The sequence below is a fragment of the Pseudomonas corrugata genome, assembly GCF_001269905.1.
Taxonomy (GTDB): domain Bacteria; phylum Pseudomonadota; class Gammaproteobacteria; order Pseudomonadales; family Pseudomonadaceae; genus Aquipseudomonas; species Aquipseudomonas corrugata.
On sequence record NZ_LHVK01000003.1, the window covers coordinates 935,977 to 960,337 of the forward strand.

Consider the following 24,361-nt stretch of genomic DNA (forward strand, 5'->3'; position numbering starts at 1 on the left):
CTTTGCTCCTACAGAGCGGGGCGGTGCGACGTTTCGCTAAATCCCCTCGCCACAAAAGCGGACGCTATCCCTCCAGCAATCAAGGCGCCAACGGCAGGAACCTGCTCTGCGCCAACGACTTGCTGATCTGCCCCCGATGCACATTCACCACCGCATAAGGGCTGGTGGCCTTGGCCAGTAGTGAGTGGTAGTGCTCCTTGCGTTGTTCCTTGGTCTTGAGGTGCGCGACGCTGAAGTTGTCTTTCGGCGTATCGGCGGCTTCGTAATGAAAGTGCGCGTACCAGATAGGGAAGCCGTCAGGGTCGTTGATGGCGTATTCCTGGAGGAAGTCCTTGCGGGTTCCTTGCAGGGCCGTGCGGTCGCCGAGCCGGGCCACCTGGATCAGGTTTTTCTCGAACAGGAAGCGAAGGTTGCCGTCGGTGGGTGGCAGTTTCAGGCTCAGTTCGATACGCAGGTCACTGCCCTTGGCGGTCAGGTTGGCGGCGGCGTCTGACAACAGCTGGCCCAGGGCATCGTTTGCCGGGGTGCGTGAGGTTGGCGATGCGGTGAGGGCCCGATCGAGTTCTTCGGAAAGTGTGCGGAAGTGACTCGCTTCATTGTTCAGGATTTCCTCGATCTCCTGAGGATGACGGCAGTGGGTCTTGTAGCTTTCAGCGCGGCTCATGCGCTTGTCCAGCTCGTCGAGCAGTGCTCGCCCATGGGCCCGGATCGCCTTGATCGATCGCGTCTGGGGCGCCGGGGTCGGACGCCGTACGTCGACCACATCCCAGACATCCTCGTGGCGCGAATAGGTGGCGAGTACTTGGTTGTTGGCTTCGGAGCGCATTTCGACGACTTCGATGGGCAGGCTCGTGCCGGCGGGTTTCAGGTCGCCGATCAAGACCCCGTTGTGGCGGGTTCTGATCAACTTTTTCTGTGGCAGCCCGGCGCCGGTCCTGGGGCGTTTCGGCGTACGCTTGCGCGGTTTTGGCTCGGGTTTGATTTCGGCGGCGAGTTTGCTGGAGACCTCCTGGTATAGGCCCTCGACCAGTTTGACCAACCTGTCGAAATAGGACTCGTTGATGTCGTCCAGGTAAAGGGCCTTTGTCCCCTTCAACGTATCCAGGGTCTTGCCGTAATGCTCGGTCAGGCTTTCCAGCACTTCGAGTTTTTCCGCCGGGGAGACGTCGTACGTTTGCAGGTCCCAATGGGAGCGCATGTGCTCCATCAATGGCATGAGAATGCGAAGCAGGCGGTTGGGCAGGGCGGATTGCCGGTTTTTCACCGACAGTACGGGGAGCGTGGAGAGCTGCATGGTTTTGCTGCCGATGGCGTTCTTCTCATCCAGGGGCCGGTTGCTGGTCAGCCGTTCAAATGCCCGCGCGCCCGACGCATCAAGGTTCGATAGCTGCTCGAGGTAATTGTCCTTGAGTTCCAACCAATAGATCGCTCGGTCGTTGATGTCACTCTTGGCGTCGAGGTACTTCATGTAGGCTTCGTAGTCGCGGTCGACAATTTCCCTGATGTCGGCACGCTCTCCAAACTGGGGATGTACTCGCTGGATGGCCACGCGCTCCTTTTCGGTGATCAGGAACGCCTTGCGGGCATTGTTGATCAGGTTTTCCATGAGCACATGCATGTAACCGGACGGGAAACCGATGCCCAGGCTGACGCGTTCGGCCGCGCTATCCGCCAGCTTCAGGTATATCTCGGTCTGCTCCTTGAGCAGGTCATAGAAAATCTTGCGTTTCGCCGCCCTCTGGGCTTCGGTGTAGTTGCCGCCTTCCTCGGTCCGGGTCATGACTTGCTGGGCCACGTCCAGGGCTTTTTGTCGATCGGCATCTTGCGCCTCCAACCGCTTGGATTCTTCGGTCAACTGCTGGACCCGCTGCAGGTTGACACGGCGCTGTGCCTCCACCCGCTTGGGCGGTGCGCCGCCGAGTAGACGCAGGCGCAGATCCAGGTGCCAGTGTCCGTTCTTATCGACTCGCAGCGAGGGACCGTTTTTTTCAGCGTCGAGTGGATCGAGCGGGTCAACGATGGTTGCGCTGCCGCCCGCTTCAGGCGTGATCCGATACAGGACACCTTCAACCTTGGCATGCCATTTATTGTTGATCACGTACAGGCCCTTGTAGGGGCCGTTCTCAATCGGTGCGAGGGGGGAAGAGGGGGTCGATACCTGTAAACGTTGCAGTCTGGCCTGGAGTGCTGGTGTCAGGCGACCACTGGCCCTGGCGAAACTGAAGTCCAGGCGCCTGCCGGTATCGATGTTGGCGTCGGGCAAGGTGACGGTGCCCTCTACGAGGGTGGGCGCCTGCGGTGCAGGCCATTGCTCGGCGATGGCGCGCGGCGCGGGAGGGCGCATGGCTTGTTCCTTTATCGATTCGGGCACGACCGCACGAGTCGCAGGCCCATGACCGGCGGGCGACTGGCTCACCAACAGGGCCAGGTTGACGAGCAGATCGACGGCAGCCAGCTCCCGGGCCACCGGGTCCTCGCCGCTCAGCGCCGGTATGTCCTGTTGGGCGCTGGCCATCAGGTTCCAGAGCCAGACGGTGGTCATGGCCGGGCCGCGCAGCAAAGGAAACAGCAGCGTGTTGAACAACAGACTGCCACCTTCGAGCAACACCGCCCAGCGGCTCTCGCTGTTGGACACCGAGTCCCGGTCGGCCTGGGTGACCAGGGCTTGAGCGTTGCAGCCGTAGAGGTACTGCATCAGCTCGCCCTCGTGCAGCGATTGCAGCAGCTCGCCGCGGGTATCGTCGACGGCGAGGGTGGCTGGGGCGGGTTTGTCGGGAACATTGAATTCGTCGCCGCTGAAGAACCGCACGATGTGGGGTTCCAGGAATCCGCCGTTGGCATAGATCGGGCGTGCGGCGTCAGGCAACCAGGTCAGGATGCTGTCCTGCAGGCTCCCAGTGGTGGCGATGGCCTGCAACAGCGCTTCGCGTGTGGGAAACTCTTGCAGCGAGGGCGCGTAGAGCGGCCGATACAACAGGTGCGGGCCGGTGGCGGTGTCCTGCCCTTCGATGATGAACATGTTGGTCACGATATCGGGCTGGGCCTGGGGTTTGCGCAGCAAACCCAGGTGGCGAATCACTACCGGGCGACCCTCGACCTGCTGGCTCGCCGCGTCGGGTTGCTGGACCGCTTCCAGCAGGCGCAAGCCTTGGAGGGTCACGCCGTTCTCGTGGTTCAGCCTCTGCTTCAGCGCCTCGAGCATCAGTTGCGCCGGGATCTGTTCGGCGAAGATCCGTTGCCGGTTCTGTGCCTGGGGCGAGTCGCCGAGTAAATGCTGTTGCAGATAGCGAGGATAGGTCGCGCCAATATCGACCTGTTCGATCAGCGCGGTTATGAAGCCCGGCGTCAGCCAGGTCGGCAGCGTCTGGCCCTGGCGATGGCTGAGGGTGAAGGTGCCGCTGGGGCGGGCGACGAGATTGTGGATGGCCAGTTCGGTCAGGCTCATCTGCCGCTTCTCGGTGAGGCCGACGGTTCCGGGATAGCCTGCCGAAACGCTGAACGTCAGCACTACATCGTCGGGTTGGTAACGGCCCGATGGCAGCTTGTCCGCGCTGCTGTCGTTGGTCTGTCGCAGGCGGCCGAGCAAGGCGTCGACGGTGAAGGCCTTGATGTCGTCGATGCCACCGAGAAATGTCTGGCCCTGATGGCGTTTTTTTGCGCTGGCCAGGACCAGGCTGTAGTGCTGGAAGGTCGTCTGGTCGACGATGGAGGCGTTTTTCAGCCATTCGGGCAACAGCGACCCAAGGCGTGCCGAAGTGTCAGGCGACGGTCGGGGGGCCTCCAGCAGCGAGCGCGCCGGGTCGCTCAAGTCGGCATAGAGGCGCTTCAGGTCTTGCTGGTCGATTCGGGCAGGCAGTTGCACAGCCTTGAGGTCGACCAATTGCTGCTCCAGCAACATCGCCGCCTGGCGCTCGAAGACGTTGCCGCCGATTTCGTAGCGTTGGCAAGTGATGGTGCCGACGGTGTACTGGCGGGCAATCCATTCGCCCCAATGCTGATTGAAGGCCTCCAGGGAAGCAAAAGACTTGACGGCGCTGCCGGGGCTGCACAGCAGGAATTCGGCGGTGCCGTTCTTGATGCGGACCAGGAGGATATCGCCGCCGACCAGCACGGTGCGGGTGCTGCCCTGGGTGAGCCAGGTTTCCAGGTTGTAGGCGTACACAGGGGCCTGTCGGTTGAGACAAAAGCGCAGCGCCCGGTCCGGCCAACGGACGATCTGGTCCAGGGCCTCCCGTGCCGTATCCGTGAGCTCGGGTTGTTGCAGACCACGGATGCTCAGTGTGTTCCTGAGTACATCGCTGAGCCAGCGCCAGCGGCTGGTTCGGCCACTTGTCGCGGTCTGGTCACCGCTGTCGATGTCCTCGTTCCAGTAGCGGACCAGGGCATCCTCCAGCCCGATCGGCAGGGTCCAGGCCAGTTCAAGTATGGATTTCTTGATGAGCTGCATGTCCAGGCCCCGATCGCCTGACCAGAGGCGGCGTGGCGGGCTGTCGGAGAGAAAACAGTCAAACGCTCCCTGTGGGTCGAAGTCCGGGGGCGTGCCGGTGGCCAGGTAGTCGAGGGCTGCGGACATCAAGGGCTGGAAGTGCCAACCGCGTGTGACCGGGTCTGGCATCGCCAATTGGGTCCTGGAGAGGTCGATCTTCAGCCAGGGGTCTCTTTGCTTGATCGCTTGTTCGAGCATGCCTCGGGCGACCTGTTCGAAGGTCGGGCGACTGGCGAAGTGCAGGCTGACGTTTTGGGCCAACGCGGGGATCGCGTCAGCGGTGGAGGGGGTGGTCATGAGAAGTCCTTTTCACAAAACATGGCCGTCGGGATGACGGCGTGAAAAGTATCGACTGCTCAGTCCGGTGCGGGTGGTACATAGATACCACCGTGCCTGGGAAGAAGTGTGCCGGGTCTGTTCGGCAACGATGGCGGGGGATCAGTTGGTTTCGTTGCCCAGTACCACGTTCAGCGCGCTGCGGGCGTCGTCCAGTTGCACCAACGTCGCATGGCGGGCGCCGAGGGCGTCGCGATTCTCGATGGCGGTGAGGATCGCCTTGTGCCGTGGCATCGCCAGCTCATGCAGGTTCGGTCGCTGGTTGGAATGCTTGAGTGCTTCGGCAATGGCCACCGACAGCATGTTGCACAGATTGGCGAGCAGGTCATTGTGGGTAGCGTCGGCGATCCGGCTATGGAAATCCAGGTCCGGTTGCAGCAGCGCTTCGGGCGTCGGTGCCGCGTCCATGCGCTCATAGGCTTCGCGGATGGCGGCGATGTCGGCGTCGGTGGCGAACTGTGCGGCCAGGGCGGCAGCGGCCGGTTCGATGATGCTGCGCACGCTGGTCAACAAGCCGAAGAACTCATTCTGCGGGCTGCTCTGCATCAACCAGTGCAACACATCCGGGTCAAGCATGTGCCATTCCCGACGGGCCTTGACCACCGTGCCCACTCGCGGCCGCGAATAAACCAGGCCTTTGGCAACCAGCACCCGCGTGGCTTCACGCAGTACCGGACGGCTCACGGCGTACTCTTCGCACAGCAAGGCTTCAGCGGGCAACTTGTCATCGGGCTTGAAGCGTCCGGACACGATCTGCATGCCCAGTTCCTGGACGATGCGCGCGTGCATGCTTTTGCGGTCGGAAGGTTTGCGGTAATCCATGGGGGGCGGCGCGATCCTGTGGAGGAGATGCTGCGCATGATAGCAGGCGCAGCGAGGGCGGGTCGCTAGTGCGATTTTTGATTTAGATGCCGATCCATTGTGGGGCTTTTGTGGGAGCCGAGCTTGCTCGCGATGAGGCCCTTCCAGTCAACATCTCTGTTGTCTGTTACACCGCTATCGCGAGCAAGCTCAGCTCCCACAAAAGCCCACAGGGATTTGGTGGGATCAATGGGAGTGTCGCGGCACCTCGGCGCCGCGGCAGCCCACCAGGAAGTCGAAGTCGCAGCCCTGGTCCGCTTGCAGTACATGGTTGATGTACAACTGACGGTAGCCGCCTACCAGCAGTTGCTGTGGCGGGGCCAGATCGGCCAGGCGGGCGGCGAGTTCGGCATCGGAAATGTCCAGGTGCAGGCGACCACTGGCGCAATCCAGTTCGATGAAGTCGCCTTCCTTCACTGCGGCCAGCGGACCGCCGGCCGCGGCCTCCGGTGCCACGTGCAACACCACGGTGCCATAGGCGGTGCCGCTCATGCGGGCGTCGGAAATCCGCACCATGTCGGTCACGCCCTGGGCCAGCAGCTTGGCCGGCAAGCCCATGTTGCCCACTTCAGCCATGCCCGGATAACCCTTGGGTCCACAGTTCTTCATCACCAGGATCGAGTTGGCATCCACCTCCAGTTCCGGGTCGTTGATCCGTGCCTTGTACTCGTCGAAGTTCTCGAACACCACTGCGCGACCGCGATGCTGCATCAGCTCGGGAGTGGCGGCAGAGGGCTTGAGCACCGCCCCCAATGGCGCCAGGTTGCCGCGCAACACGCAAATGCCGCCGTCGGCGCGGATCGGGTTGTCCAGGGTGCGGATGACTTCATCCTGGCCGTAGATCGGTGCGTCCTTGGTGTTCTCGCCGAGGCTCTTGCCGTTGACGGTCAGGGCGTTCGGGTGGGGGATCAGGTTGGCTTCACCGAGGCGACGCAGCACGGCGGGCAGGCCACCGGCATAGTAGAACTCCTCCATCAGGAAGCGTCCCGAGGGTTGCAAGTCGACGATGGTCGGCATGCCGCGACCGATGCGGGTCCAGTCGTCCAGATCCAGCTGCACGCCGATGCGCCCGGCGATGGCCTTGAGGTGGATCACCGCGTTGGTGGAGCCGCCGATGGCCGCGTTGACCCGGATGGCGTTTTCAAAGGCTTCCTTGGTCAGGATCTTCGACAGCTTCAGGTCTTCACGGACCATTTCCACGGCGCGCATGCCGGACATGTGGGCCAGCACATAGCGGCGCGCATCCACGGCCGGAATCGCGGCGTTATGGGGTAGCGACGTGCCGAGGGCTTCGGCCATGCAGGCCATCGTCGAGGCGGTACCCATGGTGTTACAGGTGCCGGCCGAGCGGGACATGCCGCCCTCGGCCGCGAGGAAATCGTCGAGGGTGATGGTGCCGGCCTTCACCTGTTCGCTCAACTGCCAGACCACTGTGCCCGAGCCGATGTCCTGGCCCTTGTGCTTGCCGTTGAGCATGGGGCCACCGGTGACGACGATAGCCGGCACGTCGCAACTGGCGGCGCCCATCAGCAGGGCGGGGGTGGTCTTGTCGCAACCGGTGAGCAGCACCACGCCGTCGATCGGGTTGCCGCGAATCGCCTCTTCCACGTCCATGCTCGCCAGGTTGCGGGTCAACATGGCGGTAGGGCGCAGGTTCGATTCGCCGTTGGAAAACACCGGGAATTCCACCGGGAAACCCCCGGCTTCGATCACGCCGCGCTTGACGTGCTCGGCGATCTGCCGGAAATGCGCGTTGCACGGGGTCAGTTCCGACCAGGTGTTGCAGATGCCGATGATCGGCTTGCCATGGAACTGATGGTCGGCGATGCCCTGATTTTTCATCCAGCTGCGGTACATGAAGCCGTTTTTGTCGGCGGTGCCAAACCATTGGGCCGAGCGCAGGGAGGGTTTTTTATCAGACATGATCGATTCTCTTATTGTATGACTATATTGTTCTGGATGAAGCGTAACATAAGCGCAATTTGTGCGGTTTGGAAGTGTTGTTGGGTAAATAGTATTACTATATAGTCCGGCTCAATGGAGGGGTTGTCCTGGCGTGCATTCGCGAGAGAAATCCCCCGAGGTTCCATAACAACAACAATCGGAGACCGGTCCCATGAGCCAGGAATTGCGGCTTATCCGTCGCATCACACTGAAACTGATTCCCTTCCTGATCCTGCTGTACCTGATCGCCTATGTAGACCGCTCTGCCGTGGGCTTTGCCAAGCTGCACATGGGCGCTGAACTGGGTATCGGCGATGCCGCCTACGGCTTGGGCGCAGGGTTGTTTTTCATCGGTTACTTCCTGTTGGAAATTCCCAGCAACCTGATGCTCGAACGCTTCGGCGCCCGGCGCTGGTTCGCCCGGATCATGATCACCTGGGGCGCCATCACCATCGGCATGGCGTTTGTGCAGGGCCCCCACAGTTTCTATGTGATGCGCTTTTTGCTCGGTGCGGCCGAAGCCGGTTTCTTTCCCGGCGTGCTGTACTACATCACCCAGTGGTTCCCGGTTCGCCATCGCGGCAAGATCCTGGGCCTGTTCATTCTGTCCCAACCCATTGCCATGATGATCACCGGTCCCGTTTCCGGTGGGTTGCTAGGCATGGACGGTGTATTGGGCCTGCACGGCTGGCAGTGGTTGTTCATCGTCATTGGCCTGCCGGCGATGCTGCTGACCTGGCCGGTGCTGCGCTACCTGCCGGATGGCCCGCAACAGGTGAAGTGGATGGACCAGGCCGAGAAGGACTGGCTGACCGGTGAACTGAAAAAGGACCTGCAGGAGTACGGCCAGACCCGTCACGGTAATCCGCTGCACGCCCTGAAGGACAAGCGGGTCTTGCTGCTGGCGCTGTTCTACCTGCCGGTGACCCTGAGTATCTATGGCCTGGGCCTGTGGTTGCCGACGCTGATCAAGCAGTTCGGCGGCAGCGACCTGGTGACCGGCTTCGTGTCTTCGGTGCCCTATATTTTCGGCATCATCGGATTGTTGGTCATTCCCCGCAGCTCCGACCGCTTGAACGATCGCTATGGTCACCTGGCCGTGCTCTACGTATTGGGTGCCATGGGGCTGTTCCTCAGCGCCTGGCTGTCGGTGCCGGTGCTGCAACTGGCGGCGCTGTGCCTGGTGGCGTTTGCACTGTTCTCCTGCACGGCGGTGTTCTGGACCTTGCCGGGACGGTTCTTTGCAGGCGCCAGCGCGGCGGCGGGCATCGCGTTGATCAACTCGGTGGGTAACCTGGGTGGCTATATCGGGCCGTTCGTGATCGGTGCACTGAAGGAATACACCGGCAACCTGGCTTCGGGGCTGTACTTCCTGTCCTGTGTGATGGTGTTCGGCCTGGTGTTGACCGGCGTGGTGTACCGCCTGCTGGAGCGCAAGCATGCGCTGCCGGCGGACCAGTTCGCAGCCAGTGCGCGGGGGGCGACGCGTACCTGATTCAGGGGGGGCGCCCCGATCCACTGTGGGAGCGAGCCTGCTCGCGATAGCGTCGGGTCAGCTTGCATCCCTGTTGAATGTGCCGCCGTCATCGCGAGCAGGCTCGCTCCCACAGGGGGCTGATGCTGTATTTGAGTTGTGTTTACAGGAGAAAACCATGCGTTTAGTTCAGTTCGAATTGGATAACGGTGAGCGCCGCGTCGGTGTGGTCGACGGCGACCGGGTGCGGGAAGTGCAATGCGCGACGACCGTGCGTGAGCTGGCGCTGGCGGCCATCGGGGCGGGTGTGAAGCTGCAAGAGCAGGTCAACGGCCTGGGATTCGGTGCCGAGCATGATTACGCGCGGTTGCGCGGTGAGCTGCGCATCCTGCCGCCGCTGGATCATCCAGACCCGGCGCACCTGCTGGTCAGCGGCACCGGCCTGACCCACCTGGGCAGTGCCTCGGCCCGGGACAAGATGCACCAGCAGGCCGGCGACGAAGCCGCCATGACCGACACCATGCGCATCTTCAAGTGGGGCGTGGAGGGGGGCAAACCCGAGGCCGGCCAGGCCGGCGTGCAACCGGAGTGGTTCTACAAGGGCGACGGCAGCATCGTCGTCCGTCCGGGGCATCCGTTCCCGTTGCCGCCGTTCGCCGAAGACGCCGGCGAAGAGCCGGAAATCAGCGGCCTGTACGTCATAGGTCTCGACGGCAAGCCTTATCGCCTGGGCTTCGCGGTGGGCAACGAGTTTTCCGACCACGTAATGGAGCGCAAGAATTATCTGTACCTGGCCCATTCGAAACTGCGCAGCTGCAGCTTCGGTCCGGAACTTCGTGTCGGTGAATTGCCTCAACATCTATCCGGGAGCAGTCGTATCCTGCGCAACGGCGAAGTGCTGTGGCAGAACGAATTCCTCAGTGGCGAGGCCAACATGTGCCACAGCCTTGAAAACCTGGAATTCCACCATTTCAAGTACAGTCAGTTCCTGCGTCCGGGGGATGTGCACGTTCACTTCTTCGGCACCGCGACCCTGTCGTTCGCCGATGGCATCCGTACCCAGCCGGGGGATGTGTTCGAAATCAGCCAGGCCGAATTCGGCGCGCCGCTGGTCAACGGCATTGCCCCGGTGGACGCGGTGTTCAACCCGGGTACTATCGGCACACTTTAAGAGGAGACTTGCGATGAACCAGATCCTTGGTCACAACTACATCGGTGGGGCGCGCAGCGCGGCCGGCCAGACGCGTTTGCAGAGCCTCGATGCCAGCACTGGCGAAGCCTTGCCGGGTGATTTCATCCAGGCCACGGCTGAAGAGGTCGATGCAGCCGCCAAGGCGGCGGCCGCGGCTTACCCGGCTTACCGCAGCCTGAGCGCGGTGCGCCGGGCCGAGTTCCTCGAGGCCATCGCCGATGAATTGGACGCCTTGGGCGATGAGTTCGTCGCCGTGGTCTGCCGTGAAACCGCGTTGCCTGCCGCACGGATCCAGGGTGAGCGGGGGCGTACCAGCGGGCAGATGCGTTTGTTCGCCAAAGTCCTGCGCCGTGGTGATTTCTATGGTGCGCGTATCGACCAGGCCTTGCCGGAGCGCAAGCCGCTGCCGCGCCCGGACCTGCGTCAATACCGTATCGGCCTGGGCCCGGTGGCGGTGTTCGGCGCCAGCAATTTCCCGTTGGCCTTTTCCACGGCCGGTGGCGACACCGCGTCGGCCCTGGCGGCTGGCTGCCCGGTGGTGTTCAAGGCCCACAGCGGCCACATGGCGACCGCCGAATGGGTGGCCGATGCGATCATCCGCGCCGCCGAAAAAACCGCGATGCCGGCCGGCGTCTTCAACATGATCTACGGCGGTGGCGTCGGCGAGTGGCTGGTCAAGCATCCGGCGATCCAGGCCGTGGGTTTCACCGGTTCGCTCCGGGGTGGGCGTGCCTTGTGCGACATGGCCGCCGCGCGTGCGCAGCCGATCCCGGTGTTCGCTGAAATGTCGAGCATCAACCCGGTCATCGTCCTGCCTGAAGCGCTGGCGACCCGCGCCGACAGTATTGCTCGCGACCTGACCGCCTCGGTGGTGATGGGCTGTGGCCAGTTCTGCACAAACCCGGGCCTGGTGATTGGCATCCGTTCGCCGCAGTTCACGGCATTCACTCAACAGGTCGCAGCGCTGATCGATGACCAGGCGCCACAGACCATGCTCAATGCCGGCACCTTGCAGAGTTATGGCAAGGGTTTGCAGAAGTTGCTTGCCCACCCGGGCATCGAGCACCTGGCCGGTCGCGCACAGCAGGGCAACCAGGCCCAGCCGCAGTTGTTCAAGGCCGACGCCAGTCTATTGATCGAAGGGGATGAGGCGTTGCAGGAAGAGGTGTTTGGTCCGACCACCGTGTTCGTTGAAGTAGCCGACCAGGCGCAACTGAGCGCCGCACTGAACGGTCTGCACGGCCAACTGACTGCGACCATGATCGGCGAGCCGGGTGATTTCGAGCGATTCAGCGAGTTGACGCCACTGCTGGAGCAGAAAGTCGGCCGGATCCTGCTCAACGGTTACCCGACGGGGGTCGAGGTGTGTGATTCGATGGTCCACGGTGGCCCTTACCCGGCCACCTCCGATGCCCGAGGCACGTCGGTGGGCACCCTGGCCATCGACCGTTTCCTGCGGCCGGTGTGCTTCCAGAACTACCCCGACAACCTGCTGCCGGAACCCCTGAAAAATGCCAATCCGCTGGGGATCCAGCGCTTGGTGGACGGGGTACCGGGCCGCGACGCGCTCTGACGATCGCGGGGCGGCCGCTCCGTTGAGGTTCGATGGACGGCCGCATCGCGAGCAGGCTCGCTCCCACAGTGGTTCCTGGGTGAATGCTGGATTTGCTTACACCACTTAGCCCCTGTGGGAGCGGGCTTGCCCTAATCAAACGGCGCGGAAACCTGTGGGAGCAAAGCTTGCTCGCGATAGCGACAGACCAGTCGACATTGTTGCTGACTGACTTACTGCAATCGCGAGCAAGCTTTGCTCCCACAGGTTTATGGCTTAACTGACTGGCATTCGGACAAGCCGAGCCCTCACATCAGGTTCACGCCGTGAAGTCGCTGGCGTGCAGCTCCTTGACGCCGACCAGTTCGAACTCGAACTCGGCGGTAGCGTCGGCGTCGACGCTGCCGTAGAGAATGCCGTCGGCAAAGCGCAACTGACCGGTGGCGTTGGTGGTGTCGAAGGCGTTGCTGCCGATGAAGGTGAAGGCATCGACATTGGCGGTCAGTGGGTTGGCGTCCAGTCCGGTGAAATCCAGTTGGTCCAGTTCGGTGCTCTTGAAGCCGTTGATCACGTCGCGCAAGGCGCCGGTGCCCGTGTCCGCCAGCGCACCGAATGCGTAGGTATCCGCGCCGGTTCCACCGGTCAGGGTGTCGGTACCGGCACCGCCAATCAGTCGGTCATCGCCCGAGCCACCCACCAGCGTATCGTTGCCCGCACCGCCATCCAGGACGTTCCCGGCGCTGTTGCCGGTCAGGGTGTCGGCGTAGGCGCTGCCGGTCAGGTTCTCGAAGTTCTTCAGCGTATCGAGGCCCGAGCCTGCGGTGTTCTGTTGCGCGGACGTCGAGAGGGTCACGGTGACGCCGGCCAGACCCTGCTCGAAGGACACTGTGTCGTTGCCTTCGCGCCCGTCCAGCACGTTGTTGCCGGCCCCGGCGAACAACGTGTTGTCCAGCGCATTACCCGTGCCGTTGGCCGCGTCGGGTGTGTCGATGTACAAGTTCTCGACGTTGCTGGTGAGGGTGTAGGTCGCCAGGCGGCTGTGTACGCTGTCGATGCCTCCGGACAGCGGATTGCTGTTGGTCTCGATCACGGCATCGTCGGTATTGTCGACATAGTAGGTGTCGTCGCCATCGCCGCCGCTCATGCTGTCGTTGCCGGCGGCACCGTCGAGCACGTTGTCGGCAATATTGCCGGTGATGAAATTGCGTCGTTCGTTGCCGGTGCCATCAATATCCGAGACGCCGGTGAGCACCAGGTTCTCGAGATTGGCCCCCAGCGTCCAACTGACCGAGGCTTTTACCGTATCGATCTGTGAGGTCGAGGTGTTGGTTTCCACCACGCTGTCGAACGCGTTGTCGACCACATAGATGTCATTTCCGTCACCGCCAGTCAGAGTATCGGCTCCCAGGTCGCCATCCAGGGTGTCATTGCCCGAGCTGCCCACCAGAGTGTCCGCCTGGTCGGTGCCGGAGATCATTCCACCCTGGTTCTGGGCGTTGTCGAAGATGTCCTGCACGCTGTTGTTGTCGTCGGGATTACCCTGGAAGCCCAGATCATCGGCAATGTAGTCGGCCAGTCGTTGACCGACGATTTCCGCCGATTCCTCGTGCAGATGCCAGACGTCATCGGGGTACACCAACGGATCGACTTCGTAGCGCAATGGCAAGTCGGTGTAGTCCACCGCCAGCTTGACGTCGGCGCGCTCGGCGGCCATGGCTTCCTGGGCGGCGCGGACATAGCCGACACCTTCGACAATCGAAGCAATCTTCTCTTCTGAATAGCCACGGGCCCGGGCCGCATCCTGCTCGTAGTGACCGGTTTCCATCAAGTACACGCTGAAATTGCCGAACTGGGCATGGAGGTAGTCGAACACCTTCAGCGTCGCGGCCTGATAGGCAGCGGTCGCTGCCTGTTTGTCGGTGGCGCGGGCAATCTCCTGGGCGGCTTCTTCGCCCTGGCCCCAGATAATGCCCATGGTGACGTTATCGATGGCCTCGAGTTCACTGAGCTGGTCCTTCAGCAACGTCACGGCGCGCAACAGTGCGGGCCCTGGCTGGTTGGTGTCGGTCAGCCACCAGCACAACTTCAGTTCTTCGGGGGGCAGCGTCGACAAGCCGTTGACGGTACTGCCACCCACCGCGATGTCGATGCCATTGCCGTCGGCGTCGGTGAACTGGCTGCGTACGTCGTAGGGGCTGTAGCGGTCCAGGTCGTTGACCAGCATCGAGGTGCCGGATTGATCGTCGTCCTCGGTCATGCGCAGCAGGCGGGCATTGGATTGGCCTAGGGTCGGCAGATAGAGAATGTCTTGCTGGGCGCGCTCGCCGAATACGAAATCACTGGCGGTCAGGGTATTGAGGTAGTTGCCGCTGAGGGCGATCTCGAAACGGTTGCCATCGGCATCGGCATCGGCGGACTTGATGTAGGTCTTGTCGCCGGCCGAGTTCAAAGTCATGTACAGCGTGCCATGGGTGCCGTCGCCAAGGCCGGTAAAGCCCAGGCTGGAAACGTCGATCTTGTCGACACCCACGGTGAAGTCATAGACCGTGTCGGTGGCCGTGACGCCGCCGGTGTCATAGTCGCGGTAGCTGTCGAACACGTTGGTATAGCGGAAGGTGTCGGCTCCGTCGCCGCCGTACAGGGAATCGCGCCCGACGCCGCCGTCGACGATGTCCGCACCGGTGCCGGCCCTGATTGTGTCGTTGCCGCCCTGGCCGAGGATCAGGTCTGCGCCAGCCGTACCGTTGAGGGTTTCGGCACTGTTGGTCCCGGTGATGGTGTTGGCCGGCGCGTCAGCCACTACCAGGGCGAAATTGTCACTGACCGAGGCACCTGCAGGATCGGTTGCCTTGACCAGCACGTCATAGTTTCCGGCTGCGGTGCTGGTCGGCGTGCCGCTGAAGGTCAGGCTGGTGGTATCGAAACTCAGCCACGCGGGCAGGGCCCCTCCGTCGGCTAGGGTCGCGGTGTAAGTCAGTACGTCCTGGTTGGCGTCGGTGAAGCTGTCGTGGGCCACGGTGTAACTGAACGGCGTGCTTTCACTGGCATTCTGGTCGAGCAGCGGGATGGCCACGACCGGCGCGACGTTACCGGGGGTGTTCTGGTCGGCGAACACGAAGTGGCTGGCCGTCAGGCTGCTGACCAGATTGCCTGCCAACGACACTTCGAAGCGGTTGCCGTTCGCGTCGACCGTCAGGTCCTTGAGGTAGGTGCGGTTGGTCGAGGTGCTGTAGGTCAGTTGCAGGGTCCCATTCAGGCCATTGCCCAGGCCGGTGTAGCCGAGCGCCGAGACATCGATCTTGTCGGCGGCTACGTCGAAGTCGAGGATCTGGTCACTGGCGCTGGTGGTGCCGGTGCGATAGCTGTCGAGCTTCGAGGTAAAGCGGAACACATCGGCACCCGCGCCACCGGTGAGTTTGTCCACCCCGGTGCCACCGACCAGGATGTCGTTCCCGGCCCCACCGAACAGTTGTTCGTTGGCCGCGGTGCCGGTCAGGGTGTCGTTGTTCGGCGTGCCATTGATCACGACGGAGGCGGGCACGTCCTGGACGGCGAGGGTGAAACTGTCGCTGACGGTGGCGTTGCTGCCATCCGTTGCGGTGACTTGTATGGAATAAGTGCCCGAGGCGGTGTCGCTTGGCGTACCACTGAAGGTACGCGTGGCGGCATCGAACACCAGCCAGCCGGGCAGGGCGCTGCCGTCGGCCAGTTTGGCGGTGTAGCTGAGGCTGTCGTTGTCCGGGTCGCTGAAACTGTTGGCCGGCACCACGTAGCTGAACGGTGTGTTCTCCGTCGCGTTCTGGTCCAGCAGCGGCGTCGCCACCACCGGCGCGTGGTTGGTCGGCGACGACGTCGCGAACACGAAGTTGGCACTGGTCAATGTGTTGAGGTAGTTGCCCTCCAGGGCCACCTCGAAGCGGTTGCCATTGGCGTCGGCGGTCAGGGACTTGATGTAGGTCTTGGTGCCGGCGCTGTTGAGCACCACGTACACGGTATCGTTCTTGCCATCACCCAGGCCGGTGAAGCCCATTGCCGACAGGTCAATCTTGTCGGAGGCGACATTGAAGTCGGTGATCAGGTCTCCCAGGTTGGCGCCGCCGGTGTTGTAGTTGCGGTAGCTGTCCAGGCGGTTGGAAAACACGAAGGTGTCGGCCCCGGCGCCGCCGGTAAGGGTGTCCATACCAGCCCCTCCGTCGAGTTTGTCATCGCCGGCGCCGCCACTGAGGCTGTCGTTGCCCGCCAGGCCGAGTAGGGTATCGGCCGAGTCGCTGCCCGACAGCGAGTCGTTGCCGCTGGTGCCGGTGACCACTCGGTTGAAGATGAAGTTGTTGGCCGTCAGGGTGCTGGCGAGGTTGCCGGAAAGAACCAGCTCGAAGCGATTGCCGCTGGCATCGGCGTCGAAGTCCTTGATGTAGGTGCGGTCGCTGCTGGCGCTGTAGCTGACCTGCAGGGTACCGCCACGGCCGTTGCCCAGGCCGGTAAAGCCCAGGCCGGCGAGGTCGATCTTGTCCTGGGTGACGTCGAAGTCGGTGATGATGTCGTCGAAGCTGGTGGTCGCGTTGCGGTAGCTGTCGGACTGGCTGGCGAAGCGGAACGTATCGGCGCCCGTGCCGCCGGTGAGTTTATCGATGCCTGCGCCGCCCACCAGAATGTCGCCGCCGGCTGCGCCGTTGATCGTGTCGTTGCCGGCGCCACCGTAGAAAATCTCGCTGGCGCTGGTGCCCAGCAACGTGTCGTTGCCGGCCGTGCCTTGTACGGTGGTCATCGGTGCCGTGGCGCTGACGTAGCTACCATCGCCATAGATCAACGTGGCGCCCTTGCTGGTGTGGCTGATGGTGTTGGCGATGACTGCGTTGCGATCGGTGCCGTCTTCGTTGCGCTCGGCAACGCCATAGGTCGACAGGTCGCTGCCGCTGATGAGGTTGCCCTGGATCGTGTTATCGCTGCCGTTGAAGTACTTGCCGGAGACGCCGAGGGTGTCGTCGTAGGACTGGATGATGATCTCGGGAACGGCGCCGCCCAGGGAGTTGTTGTTGAGGGTGTTGTCGATGATCTCGACGTGGTTGCTGCCGTAGATACGTATCCCGGCGCTGGCGTTGTCGTGGATATCGACGCCGGTGACTGTCACTTCGCTGGACAGTTTGATCAGCACCCCTTCGGCGCCGTTGCCGTACACCTCGCCACCGGTGATGGTGATGTTGCTGGGGGAGGGGATGTCCTCGCTGCCGCGCTGCACCACGATGCCGTTGCCGCCGTTGTCATAGGCGACGTTGTTGGTGAGGGTAAAGTCGTGGGTGCTGGTGACGACGTTGAAACCGTGCCGGTCGTTGTCGTAGGCGACGTTGTTTTCGAAGGTGCTGTCGCTGAGGAAGTCGGCCACGAAGCCGTCCAGGCCATTGCCGTGTGACACGCTGTTTTTGATGACCATGTTGACGGTCTGCTCGTGGGGATCGAAGCCGTACCCGGAGCAGTCCTTGATCTCGACGCTGTCGATGGTGACATTGGAGTCGTAGCCTTCTTCCCCGGGAATGTAGCCGTTGAACCAGCCATCAATCTTGCCCGTGGTGTGGTCGCGGTTGCCGTCGATGGTGAGTTGGCTGATGCCGAAATCGTGGGTCTCTTCGCCGTAGGCGGAGCGGATGATGCCGGTGATCTTGGTGTCGGAGCCGTCGGCCACCTTGACGGTGGTTTCGCCCATGCCGTCGCCATACAGATGAACATTGCTCTTGAGCATCAGGCAGCCATCGGAAGGTTCCTCGCCTGCCGAAACGATGTAGGTCCCGGCCGGCACATACACCTGCCCCCCGCCTGCCGCTGCCGCCGCATCAATCGCTGCCTGAATGGCCGCGGTGTCATCGGTAATACCGTCTCCTTTGGCGCCAAAATTTTGTACGTTGAAAATCATGAGCTTATCTCCGTATCGGGCTGGAACCACGGTAGATGCCAATATTCCATCGGCGACCACAGGGTTAGGACCTGACGGAGCGCGAAAGTTGTGACCGAATGTCGGGGAAGTGTCAAAAAGCTGAACTAACGGATCAGCGGTCGGGAACCTTGTGCGGGAAAGTTACGTTCCATTGACGCCGCATGCCTCTGTGGGGAGCCTGCTCGCGATAGCGGTGGATCAGTTTGCATGGATACTGAATGTGCCGCCGCCAATCGCGAGCAGGCTCGCTCCCACAGGGGAGTGGTGCTTGATGAGCGGTTCCTTGATTGGCATCAACCCGGGGATCCGGCCCACGCGTTAGTCTCGGGTAAACCATCGAGCGCAACCGGACGGCCCTCATGATCTATCCGCTGTTCCTGACCCTGCACCTCTTCGCCGCCCTGGTGTTCATCGGCACGGTGTTCTTCGAGGTGCTGTTCCTGGAGAGCATTCGTCAGCAACTGCCGGCAAAAGTCATGGTGCTGCTCGAACAGGGCATCAGCCGGCGTGCCCGTCAGTTGATGCCCTGGGTGCTGCTGGTGCTGTTCGGTGCGGGTGGCGGGATGGTCTGGTTGCGCTACTGGCCGTTGTTGATATCGCCGTGGCAATCGTCGTTCGGTGTGTTGCTGGGGCTGAAGATCCTGTTGGCGGGTAGCGTGCTGGGGCATTTTCTCTGGGCCATGTGGCTGTTCCAGCGTGGACGCATGAACGCCCGTTACGTCCAGATCATCCATACCCGGGTGTTCCTGCATCTGGTGGCGATCGTACTGTTGGCCAAGGGCATGTTCTACGTCAGCTGGTAAGGGGGCGAGGCGCTTGATACAGGTCAAGGTGGCGTGGCAGGTGAAGCCGGACAATATCCCCGCGCAGCCACTCGGAGATTGTCATGCTCGACCCGCTACATAAATTCCACGGAGGCGTCGGCTCCCTCGATCTGCTCCGGGGGTTGCGCCACAGCCGCCGACAACGGCGACCGTTCTCGTTGTCGGTGCACCTGCCGTCACGCCTGAGGCTGGCATCGTGTTCGCCCCTTGCCAGCGTTTGCCAATGCGCCGAGATCGACGTCTATCTGCAATCGCTGATGTACGAGATGGGCCTGGTCGGCTGTCACCTGGGGACGGGCCGGCGGGTCGATCAGTTCTGGTTGACCGGCGGCACACCGGTGATCGTCCATCTACAGCGGCTGATGGGAGAACTGCGCAAGCGCTTCGACTTTTCCGAAAGCGGCGACCAGGGCATCGAGCTGGACCTGCATCACACCGACTGGTCGACCATGGGGCTGATTCGCGATCAGGGCTTCACTCACGTCAGCATCGGGGTCCCCGACATGGGCGCCGACCGCGACCTGTCGGTGGATTGCTATCAGAACCCGGCTCCGATCCATTCATTGATCGACGCGGCGCGCACTTTTGGCTTTCGCTCCATCAGCATTGACCTCGGTTATGGCCACGCCTGGCAGACACCCCACAGTTTCGCACTGAAGCTGGCCACCTTGATCGAACTGGAGCCGGACCGGCTGCATGTTTTCGACTATGCCCGGGCACCTTATCGCTATCGTTCGACAGACGCCATGACCGGCAGTTTTTGCAGTCAGGCGGACAAGGACGTCATGCGCCGGGACAGCTGTGAACAACTGATCGGAGCGGGGTACCACTACATTGGCCAGGGACTGTTTGTCCGGGCCGACGACGACCTGGCGGTCGCCCAGGAACATGGACGTTTGCACCATAACTGCCAAGGCTTTACCCGGTATGGTTGCTGTGATCACGTGGGGTTCGGGTTGGCGGCCATTACCCGGATCGACGATCTGTACGTGCAGAACACCAATGATTTGTTGCAGTACCGTCAACAACTGGAGGCCGGACAACTGCCGGTTTGTCACGGTTGGCGCTGCGAGGCTGCGGATCAGGTCAGCGCGACGGTGACCGAACGGCTGTCCTGTGACCTGGAACTGGACATCCCGGCCATCGAGGCCCGATTCGGGCTGGTTTTTCGCGAGCATTTCGCGTCGGTCTGGCCGCAGTTGGAAGCTTTGAATATCGATGGGCTGATCGAATTGTCGAGCTGCTTCATCGGCATCCTGCCGGCCGGCCGGTTGAACGTGGACGCGATCTGCAATCTGTTCGACCCATGCCCTGACGATGCAGTTGCCGTGCCCTTCGAACCGATACTTACCAGGCCTTTTGAAAGGTTGAATCCATCATGAGTTCCCCATCCGCATTCAATCGTGCCCTGGTCGAGAAATACGACTGTCCGGGCCCTCGCTACACGTCCTATCCCACGGCACCACAGTTTCACCAGGCATTTGCCATGGATGAATACCGCGAGGCGGCCCGGCGCAGCAACCAGGCCTTGGTGCCCAAGCCGTTATCGGTGTACATCCATATCCCGTTCTGCCAGAGCTTGTGCTACTACTGTGCGTGCAACAAAATCATCACCCGCAAGAGTCATCGCGCCGCCGAATACCTGACGTACCTCAAGCGGGAAATCGCCCTGCAAGCGAGCCTGTTCGACCGCTCGCGCAAACTGACCCAATTGCATCTGGGAGGGGGCACGCCGACCTATCTGACCCACGAGCAACTGGCCGAATTGATGGCCTGCCTGCACCAGTCATTCGACATGGATGACAGCGATGCCCATGAGTTTTCCATCGAGGTCGACCCCCGTACCATCGCTGCCGAGCAGGTCAGTGGGTTGCGTCGGCTGGGCTTCAACCGCCTGAGTTTCGGCGTCCAGGATTTCGATGCCCAGGTGCAAGCCGCCGTCAATCGGGTACAAAGCGAAGCCCAGGTCGCGGCGCTGGTGGCGGCGGCCCGCGAGGCACGCTTCAAGTCGGTCAGCGTCGATCTGATCTACGGCTTGCCGTTGCAGACCCTGGCCAGTTTCGATGTCACCCTGGACAAGATCATTGCCCTGCGACCCGACCGGATTGCCGCCTACAGCTACGCGCATCTGCCGCAGCGGGTGAGGGCGCAGCGGATGATCCGTCCTGAAGACATGCCGCCGCCGGAGCGCAAGCTGGAGCTGCTCGAGCTGACCATCAACCGGCTGAGCGAGGCGGGTTATGTCTACATCGGTATGGACCACTTTGCGCTGCCGGACGATGAGCTGGTGCGTGCCCGTGGCCAAGGTACCCTGCAGCGCAATTTCCAGGGCTATTCCACTCATGCGGACTGCGACCTGATCGGCTTGGGTGTGTCCTCGATCGGCAAGGTCGGCGACAGCTATAACCAGAACGTCAAGGAACTGTCCCAGTACTACGCCCGCTTGGATCAGGGGCTGCTGCCGGTGCAGCGCGGCTATCGCCTGAGCGATGACGATCGCTTGCGACGTGAAGTCATCAACGAACTGATGTGCCATGGGCGTGTGGATTTTGGCCGGATCGAGGCCGGTCACGGCATTGGCTTTAGCGAATACTTCGCCAGCGCGCTGGCCCGGCTCCAGGAACAGGTGCGCGACGGATTGCTGCAGATCCACCCCGACGCGCTGGTGCTGCTGCCCCAGGGACAACTGATGATGCGCAGCGTCGCCATGGCCTTCGACGCCTACCTGGAAGCAGCCCCGACGGTCCAGTATTCGCGAACGGTGTAAGGCCGTGATGAAGCTCTACGATGTTGACTGTGCCGCCATCATCGCGAGCAGGCTCGCTCCCACATTATCCGGGGCGCGTTCGGCATTTGCGTCCGGCGCCAATCCCCTGTGGGAGCGAGCCTGCTCGCGATGGCGATAGGTCAGCTTGCGTGGGTGTTAAACGTGCCCAAGCCAGGTCAGGTTCTTTCACCATTGGGGGCCGCAGACGCCGGGATCAGGTCGCGCACGGCATAGAATCCCTGCACCAGCCGATTCTTGGCCCGGTACTCGCAAAGCAGCAGCAAGGTATCGGGCAACTGGGCGATCGATGAGGACGGCTTGACCACCATGGTCTTGCCTCCCGAGCGTAAGCGGACAAGTGTTCCAGGTTCGAATGTGCCCATCTTCGTTCACCTCACAGTCATGGTGTTTGTGCGTTCGACCCAACCCCCACCCAGCGCCTTGTACAGATTGACCTCGGCGAGCAGCTGCGACAGCCGATCGACGATCAGGGTCTGGCGAGCGCTGAACAGCGAGCGTTGTGCATCGAGGAACGTCAGGCTGCTGTCGACGCCAATTCGATAGCGACGCTCCGCCAGCCTGTAGTAGTCCTGGTTGGCTTGTACCAGATCGGTCTGCGCGACCAATTGTTCCTTGTAGGTCTTGCGCGCCGCCAGGCCATCGGAGACTTCCCGGAAGGCGGTCTGGATCGACTTCTCGTACTGGGAGACGCGGATATCCTTCTGGATTTTCGAATAGTTCAGGCTTGCCCGAAGGCTGCCGGCATTGAAAATCGGCAGGTTGATCTGTGGCTGGAACAGCCAGCTGCCCGACCCGCCCTTGAACAGCCCGGACAGCTCGTTGCTCGAAGTGCCGGCGTTGGCGGTCAGGCTGATGCTCGGGAAGAAAGCGGCACGGGCCGCGCCGATATTGGCGTTGGCCGCTTGCAGCAGGTATTCGGCCTCGAGGACATCCGGGCGGCGTTGCAACAGGTCCGAAGGCAAGCCGGCCGGTACCTCGCTCAGCAGCTCGGAGGAAAGGGGGCGGGCGGGCAGGTCGTCCGCAACCGAAGTGCCCACCAGCAGAGTGAGATTGTTGAAGTCCTGGGCGACCTGGCGCTGGAACTGCGCCAAGCGTGCCCTGGCGTCTTCCACCGAGGTGCGTGACTGGCTCAGGGCCAGGGCCGAGGCAGTGCCCACCTGATTGCTTCGTTCCGTCAGGCGCAGGCTCTGTTCGTAGGATTGCAGCGTGTCACGGGTCAGTGCCAGCAACTCCTGATCGGCCCGCCAGGTCAGATAGGCACTGGCGACACTGCCCACCAGGCTCAACTGGGTGCTGCGGCGGGCTTCTTCGCTGGACAGATAGATGAGGGACGCCTGGTCGCTGAGGCTGCGTATGCGTCCGAACAGATCCAGCTCGTAGGAGCTGATGCCCAGGGTGGTGGAATATGAGCTGCTGATTGCCGGTTTGCCGGTGCCCGTCAGGCTGCCCGGCAGCCGCTGCCGCGAGCCGGTGCCGTTGGCACTGATCGCCGGGAAGATGTCCGCCCGCTGGATTCGATATTGCGCCTGATAGGCTTCGACGTTCAGGGCCGCCACACGCAAGTCGCGGTTGTTGGCCAATGCGCTTTCGATGAGTTGCTGCAGCGCCGGATCATGGAACAGGTCCCGCCAGCCCTGATCGGCCGCGGCGGGTCCCGCCAGGGCCGGGGCATAGGCGGATGTCTGGGGATATTGCGCGGCAACGGGGGCATCGGGGCGCTGGTAGTCCGGGATCAGCGAGCAACCGCCGAGCAGGAGTGTCGCGGCCGTCAAGGGGCTCAGGAGTTTACGCATCGACCTGCCTCATCGTGATGCCTGCCAGGCCCCGGTGGCTCTGGCAGGAGGGGTTCGGTTAGATCCTTGCTCGCCGGTGCCTGCGCATCAGGATCCGATCATCCATTTCGCCAGCCCATGCCGTCCGCTGACGCCAAGCTTGGCGGCGGCGCGTTTGAGGTAGGTTTCGATGGAGCTGTTCTTGACCTGCAGCTTTTCCGCAATCTCCGGGACGGTACCGCCTGCCAGGAGTCCCAGGCAGACCTCTTTTTCCCGCACCGACAGGGTCACGTCACATGGGCTCAATCGTTCATCGAAATCCCGTTGCAACTGTGTCTGGTCGGCGATGTTCAGCGGATGAGAGGCGGCGCTGCCCGGGTTCCTGATAGACGACTGCCGATTGAGGTGGGCATGGCGCTCCCCCAGCGGCAACAGTGTCTCGGAGAGGTATTTCAAAAAGGACAGTTCCTGCAGGGAAAAGTCGCGCTGTGCCTGGGGCCGATGCAACGAGATCACGCAGCGACGGTTGCCCTTGCGCGAAATCAGGCTGCATTGATGGGAAGTACCCAGGCAGTTGTTGTCTCTTTCGTTTTTCATCCGTGCGCCCAGGTGGATCAGCAGGGCGTCGTCCACTTCCAGCACCCGTTTCACCAGGGGATGGTCGTTGCGCTGTATCGCAGTGGTAGGGCAGACGGATTGCATCTGCGGGCTTTTCGGCTGGCCTGCATCCCCGAGCAACTGCACATCGAGGACCGTTGCCTGGGCATCGTCAATTGTCCACTCACTCAGTTCGAGTCGACTGACAGGCACCGATGTTTCGATCAGTTGGTGCATGTTGGTCAAGAAACTCTCGTGTCCGACACTTGAAATCAGCTTCCCTAGCTCCGCGTAGATGTGCGTGTTTTGCGCACCTCCAAAAACCGCATGTCGATTCATATGCTTATCCTGCATATCGAAACTGCTCTGCATCTCAGTGACCGTCGACGGAGAAAAATCCGATCGCTTCCTAAAATGCTGAAGCCTTTTCTGGATTTAAGACCTGAGGATCAAAATCACCTGTGAATCCATTCACATGAAAAACGATTCAGCCGGTGGGACTATTAAGCATTCTCATGTAGGAAAAGTCTGTAAGGGAAAACAGGGACAGTCTGACGGTCCTGTTTTAGCTGACGATTCCTGGGAAAACCTCTCACTTGCAAAAACCTT

The 24,361-nt window shown here is 61.9% G+C and carries 13 protein-coding genes; 6 read left to right on the forward strand and 7 right to left on the reverse strand.

All coding sequences use genetic code 11. From position 1 onward, the window contains the following. Window positions 1-79: 79 nt before the first annotated feature. From AD665_RS04595 to AD665_RS04605, 3 genes are all read right to left on the reverse strand, one after another. Complete coding sequence (locus AD665_RS04595) at window positions 80-4,783, reverse strand: dermonecrotic toxin domain-containing protein (protein WP_053191111.1); 4,704 nt, start codon at window positions 4,781-4,783, stop codon at window positions 80-82. Window positions 4,784-4,924: 141 nt separating this feature from the next. Then, on the reverse strand, window positions 4,925-5,644 hold the full coding sequence (locus AD665_RS04600; protein WP_024776976.1) for a FadR/GntR family transcriptional regulator: 720 nt from the start codon (window positions 5,642-5,644) through the stop codon (window positions 4,925-4,927). A gap of 225 nt (window positions 5,645-5,869) precedes the next feature. Further along, window positions 5,870-7,606: an IlvD/Edd family dehydratase gene (locus tag AD665_RS04605; RefSeq protein WP_024776975.1), complete on the reverse strand. Its 1,737-nt coding sequence runs from the start codon at window positions 7,604-7,606 to the stop codon at window positions 5,870-5,872. Window positions 7,607-7,799: 193 nt separating this feature from the next. Between AD665_RS04605 and AD665_RS04610 the strand changes: the two genes are divergently transcribed. The 3 genes from AD665_RS04610 (at window position 7,800) to AD665_RS04620 (ending at window position 11,866) form a co-directional block, all read left to right on the forward strand. Beyond that, window positions 7,800-9,122: an MFS transporter gene (locus AD665_RS04610; protein WP_024776974.1), complete on the forward strand. Its 1,323-nt coding sequence runs from the start codon at window positions 7,800-7,802 to the stop codon at window positions 9,120-9,122. 157 nt (window positions 9,123-9,279) lie between these two features. Then, the gene (gene araD1, locus AD665_RS04615) at window positions 9,280-10,272 is read left to right on the forward strand and encodes an AraD1 family protein (RefSeq protein ID WP_024776973.1); all 993 of its coding nucleotides are present in this window, start codon (window positions 9,280-9,282) and stop codon (window positions 10,270-10,272) included. Between the two features lie 13 nt (window positions 10,273-10,285). Next, a complete protein-coding gene (locus AD665_RS04620) occupies window positions 10,286-11,866 on the forward strand; it encodes an aldehyde dehydrogenase (NADP(+)) (protein ID WP_024776972.1) in 1,581 nt (526 codons plus the stop codon). 298 nt (window positions 11,867-12,164) lie between these two features. Here AD665_RS04620 and AD665_RS04625 read toward each other — a convergent pair whose 3' ends face one another. Then, window positions 12,165-17,750: a putative Ig domain-containing protein gene (locus tag AD665_RS04625; RefSeq protein ID WP_053191113.1), complete on the reverse strand. Its 5,586-nt coding sequence runs from the start codon at window positions 17,748-17,750 to the stop codon at window positions 12,165-12,167. 380 nt (window positions 17,751-18,130) lie between these two features. Here AD665_RS04625 and AD665_RS04630 point away from each other — a divergent pair, with 380 nt between their 5' ends. From AD665_RS04630 to hemN, 3 genes are all read left to right on the forward strand, one after another. Next, the gene (locus AD665_RS04630; protein ID WP_024776970.1) at window positions 18,131-18,574 is read left to right on the forward strand and encodes a CopD family copper resistance protein; all 444 of its coding nucleotides are present in this window, start codon (window positions 18,131-18,133) and stop codon (window positions 18,572-18,574) included. Window positions 18,575-18,657: 83 nt separating this feature from the next. Continuing rightward, window positions 18,658-19,977 carry an oxygen-independent coproporphyrinogen III oxidase gene (locus AD665_RS04635; protein ID WP_024776969.1) on the forward strand — a complete coding sequence of 440 codons (1,320 nt, stop codon included), beginning with the start codon at window positions 18,658-18,660 and terminating at the stop codon, window positions 19,975-19,977. Beyond that, window positions 19,974-21,362, forward strand: a complete 1,389-nt coding sequence (gene hemN, locus AD665_RS04640) for an oxygen-independent coproporphyrinogen III oxidase (protein ID WP_053191115.1) — start codon at window positions 19,974-19,976, stop codon at window positions 21,360-21,362. The genes AD665_RS04635 and hemN overlap by 4 nt, the downstream gene beginning before the upstream one ends. A 176-nt stretch (window positions 21,363-21,538) precedes the next feature. Here the strand turns inward: hemN and AD665_RS04645 are convergent, their stop codons facing one another. The 3 genes from AD665_RS04645 to AD665_RS04655 form a co-directional block, all read right to left on the reverse strand. Further along, the gene (locus tag AD665_RS04645; RefSeq protein ID WP_024776967.1) at window positions 21,539-21,745 is read right to left on the reverse strand and encodes a YodC family protein; all 207 of its coding nucleotides are present in this window, start codon (window positions 21,743-21,745) and stop codon (window positions 21,539-21,541) included. Between the two features lie 6 nt (window positions 21,746-21,751). Further along, window positions 21,752-23,176: an AdeC/AdeK/OprM family multidrug efflux complex outer membrane factor gene (gene adeC / locus AD665_RS04650; RefSeq protein ID WP_024776966.1), complete on the reverse strand. Its 1,425-nt coding sequence runs from the start codon at window positions 23,174-23,176 to the stop codon at window positions 21,752-21,754. A gap of 87 nt (window positions 23,177-23,263) precedes the next feature. Then, the gene (locus AD665_RS04655) at window positions 23,264-24,091 is read right to left on the reverse strand and encodes a helix-turn-helix transcriptional regulator (protein ID WP_024776965.1); all 828 of its coding nucleotides are present in this window, start codon (window positions 24,089-24,091) and stop codon (window positions 23,264-23,266) included. Between the last annotated feature and the right edge of the window lie 270 nt (window positions 24,092-24,361).

Bases quoted from the DNA above. Each gene is read 5' to 3' on its own strand.
- AD665_RS04595 (WP_053191111.1), bottom strand. From the start codon at position 4,783: ATGACCACCCCCTCCACCGCTGACGCGATCCCCGCGTTGGCCCAAAAC.
- AD665_RS04600 (WP_024776976.1), bottom strand. From the start codon at position 5,644: ATGGATTACCGCAAACCTTCCGACCGCAAAAGCATGCACGCGCGCATC.
- AD665_RS04605 (WP_024776975.1), bottom strand. From the start codon at position 7,606: ATGTCTGATAAAAAACCCTCCCTGCGCTCGGCCCAATGGTTTGGCACC.
- AD665_RS04610 (WP_024776974.1), top strand. From the start codon at position 7,800: ATGAGCCAGGAATTGCGGCTTATCCGTCGCATCACACTGAAACTGATT.
- araD1 (WP_024776973.1), top strand. From the start codon at position 9,280: ATGCGTTTAGTTCAGTTCGAATTGGATAACGGTGAGCGCCGCGTCGGT.
- AD665_RS04620 (WP_024776972.1), top strand. From the start codon at position 10,286: ATGAACCAGATCCTTGGTCACAACTACATCGGTGGGGCGCGCAGCGCG.
- AD665_RS04625 (WP_053191113.1), bottom strand. From the start codon at position 17,750: ATGATTTTCAACGTACAAAATTTTGGCGCCAAAGGAGACGGTATTACC.
- AD665_RS04630 (WP_024776970.1), top strand. From the start codon at position 18,131: ATGATCTATCCGCTGTTCCTGACCCTGCACCTCTTCGCCGCCCTGGTG.
- AD665_RS04635 (WP_024776969.1), top strand. From the start codon at position 18,658: ATGCTCGACCCGCTACATAAATTCCACGGAGGCGTCGGCTCCCTCGAT.
- hemN (WP_053191115.1), top strand. From the start codon at position 19,974: ATGAGTTCCCCATCCGCATTCAATCGTGCCCTGGTCGAGAAATACGAC.
- AD665_RS04645 (WP_024776967.1), bottom strand. From the start codon at position 21,745: ATGGGCACATTCGAACCTGGAACACTTGTCCGCTTACGCTCGGGAGGC.
- adeC (WP_024776966.1), bottom strand. From the start codon at position 23,176: ATGCGTAAACTCCTGAGCCCCTTGACGGCCGCGACACTCCTGCTCGGC.
- AD665_RS04655 (WP_024776965.1), bottom strand. From the start codon at position 24,091: ATGAATCGACATGCGGTTTTTGGAGGTGCGCAAAACACGCACATCTAC.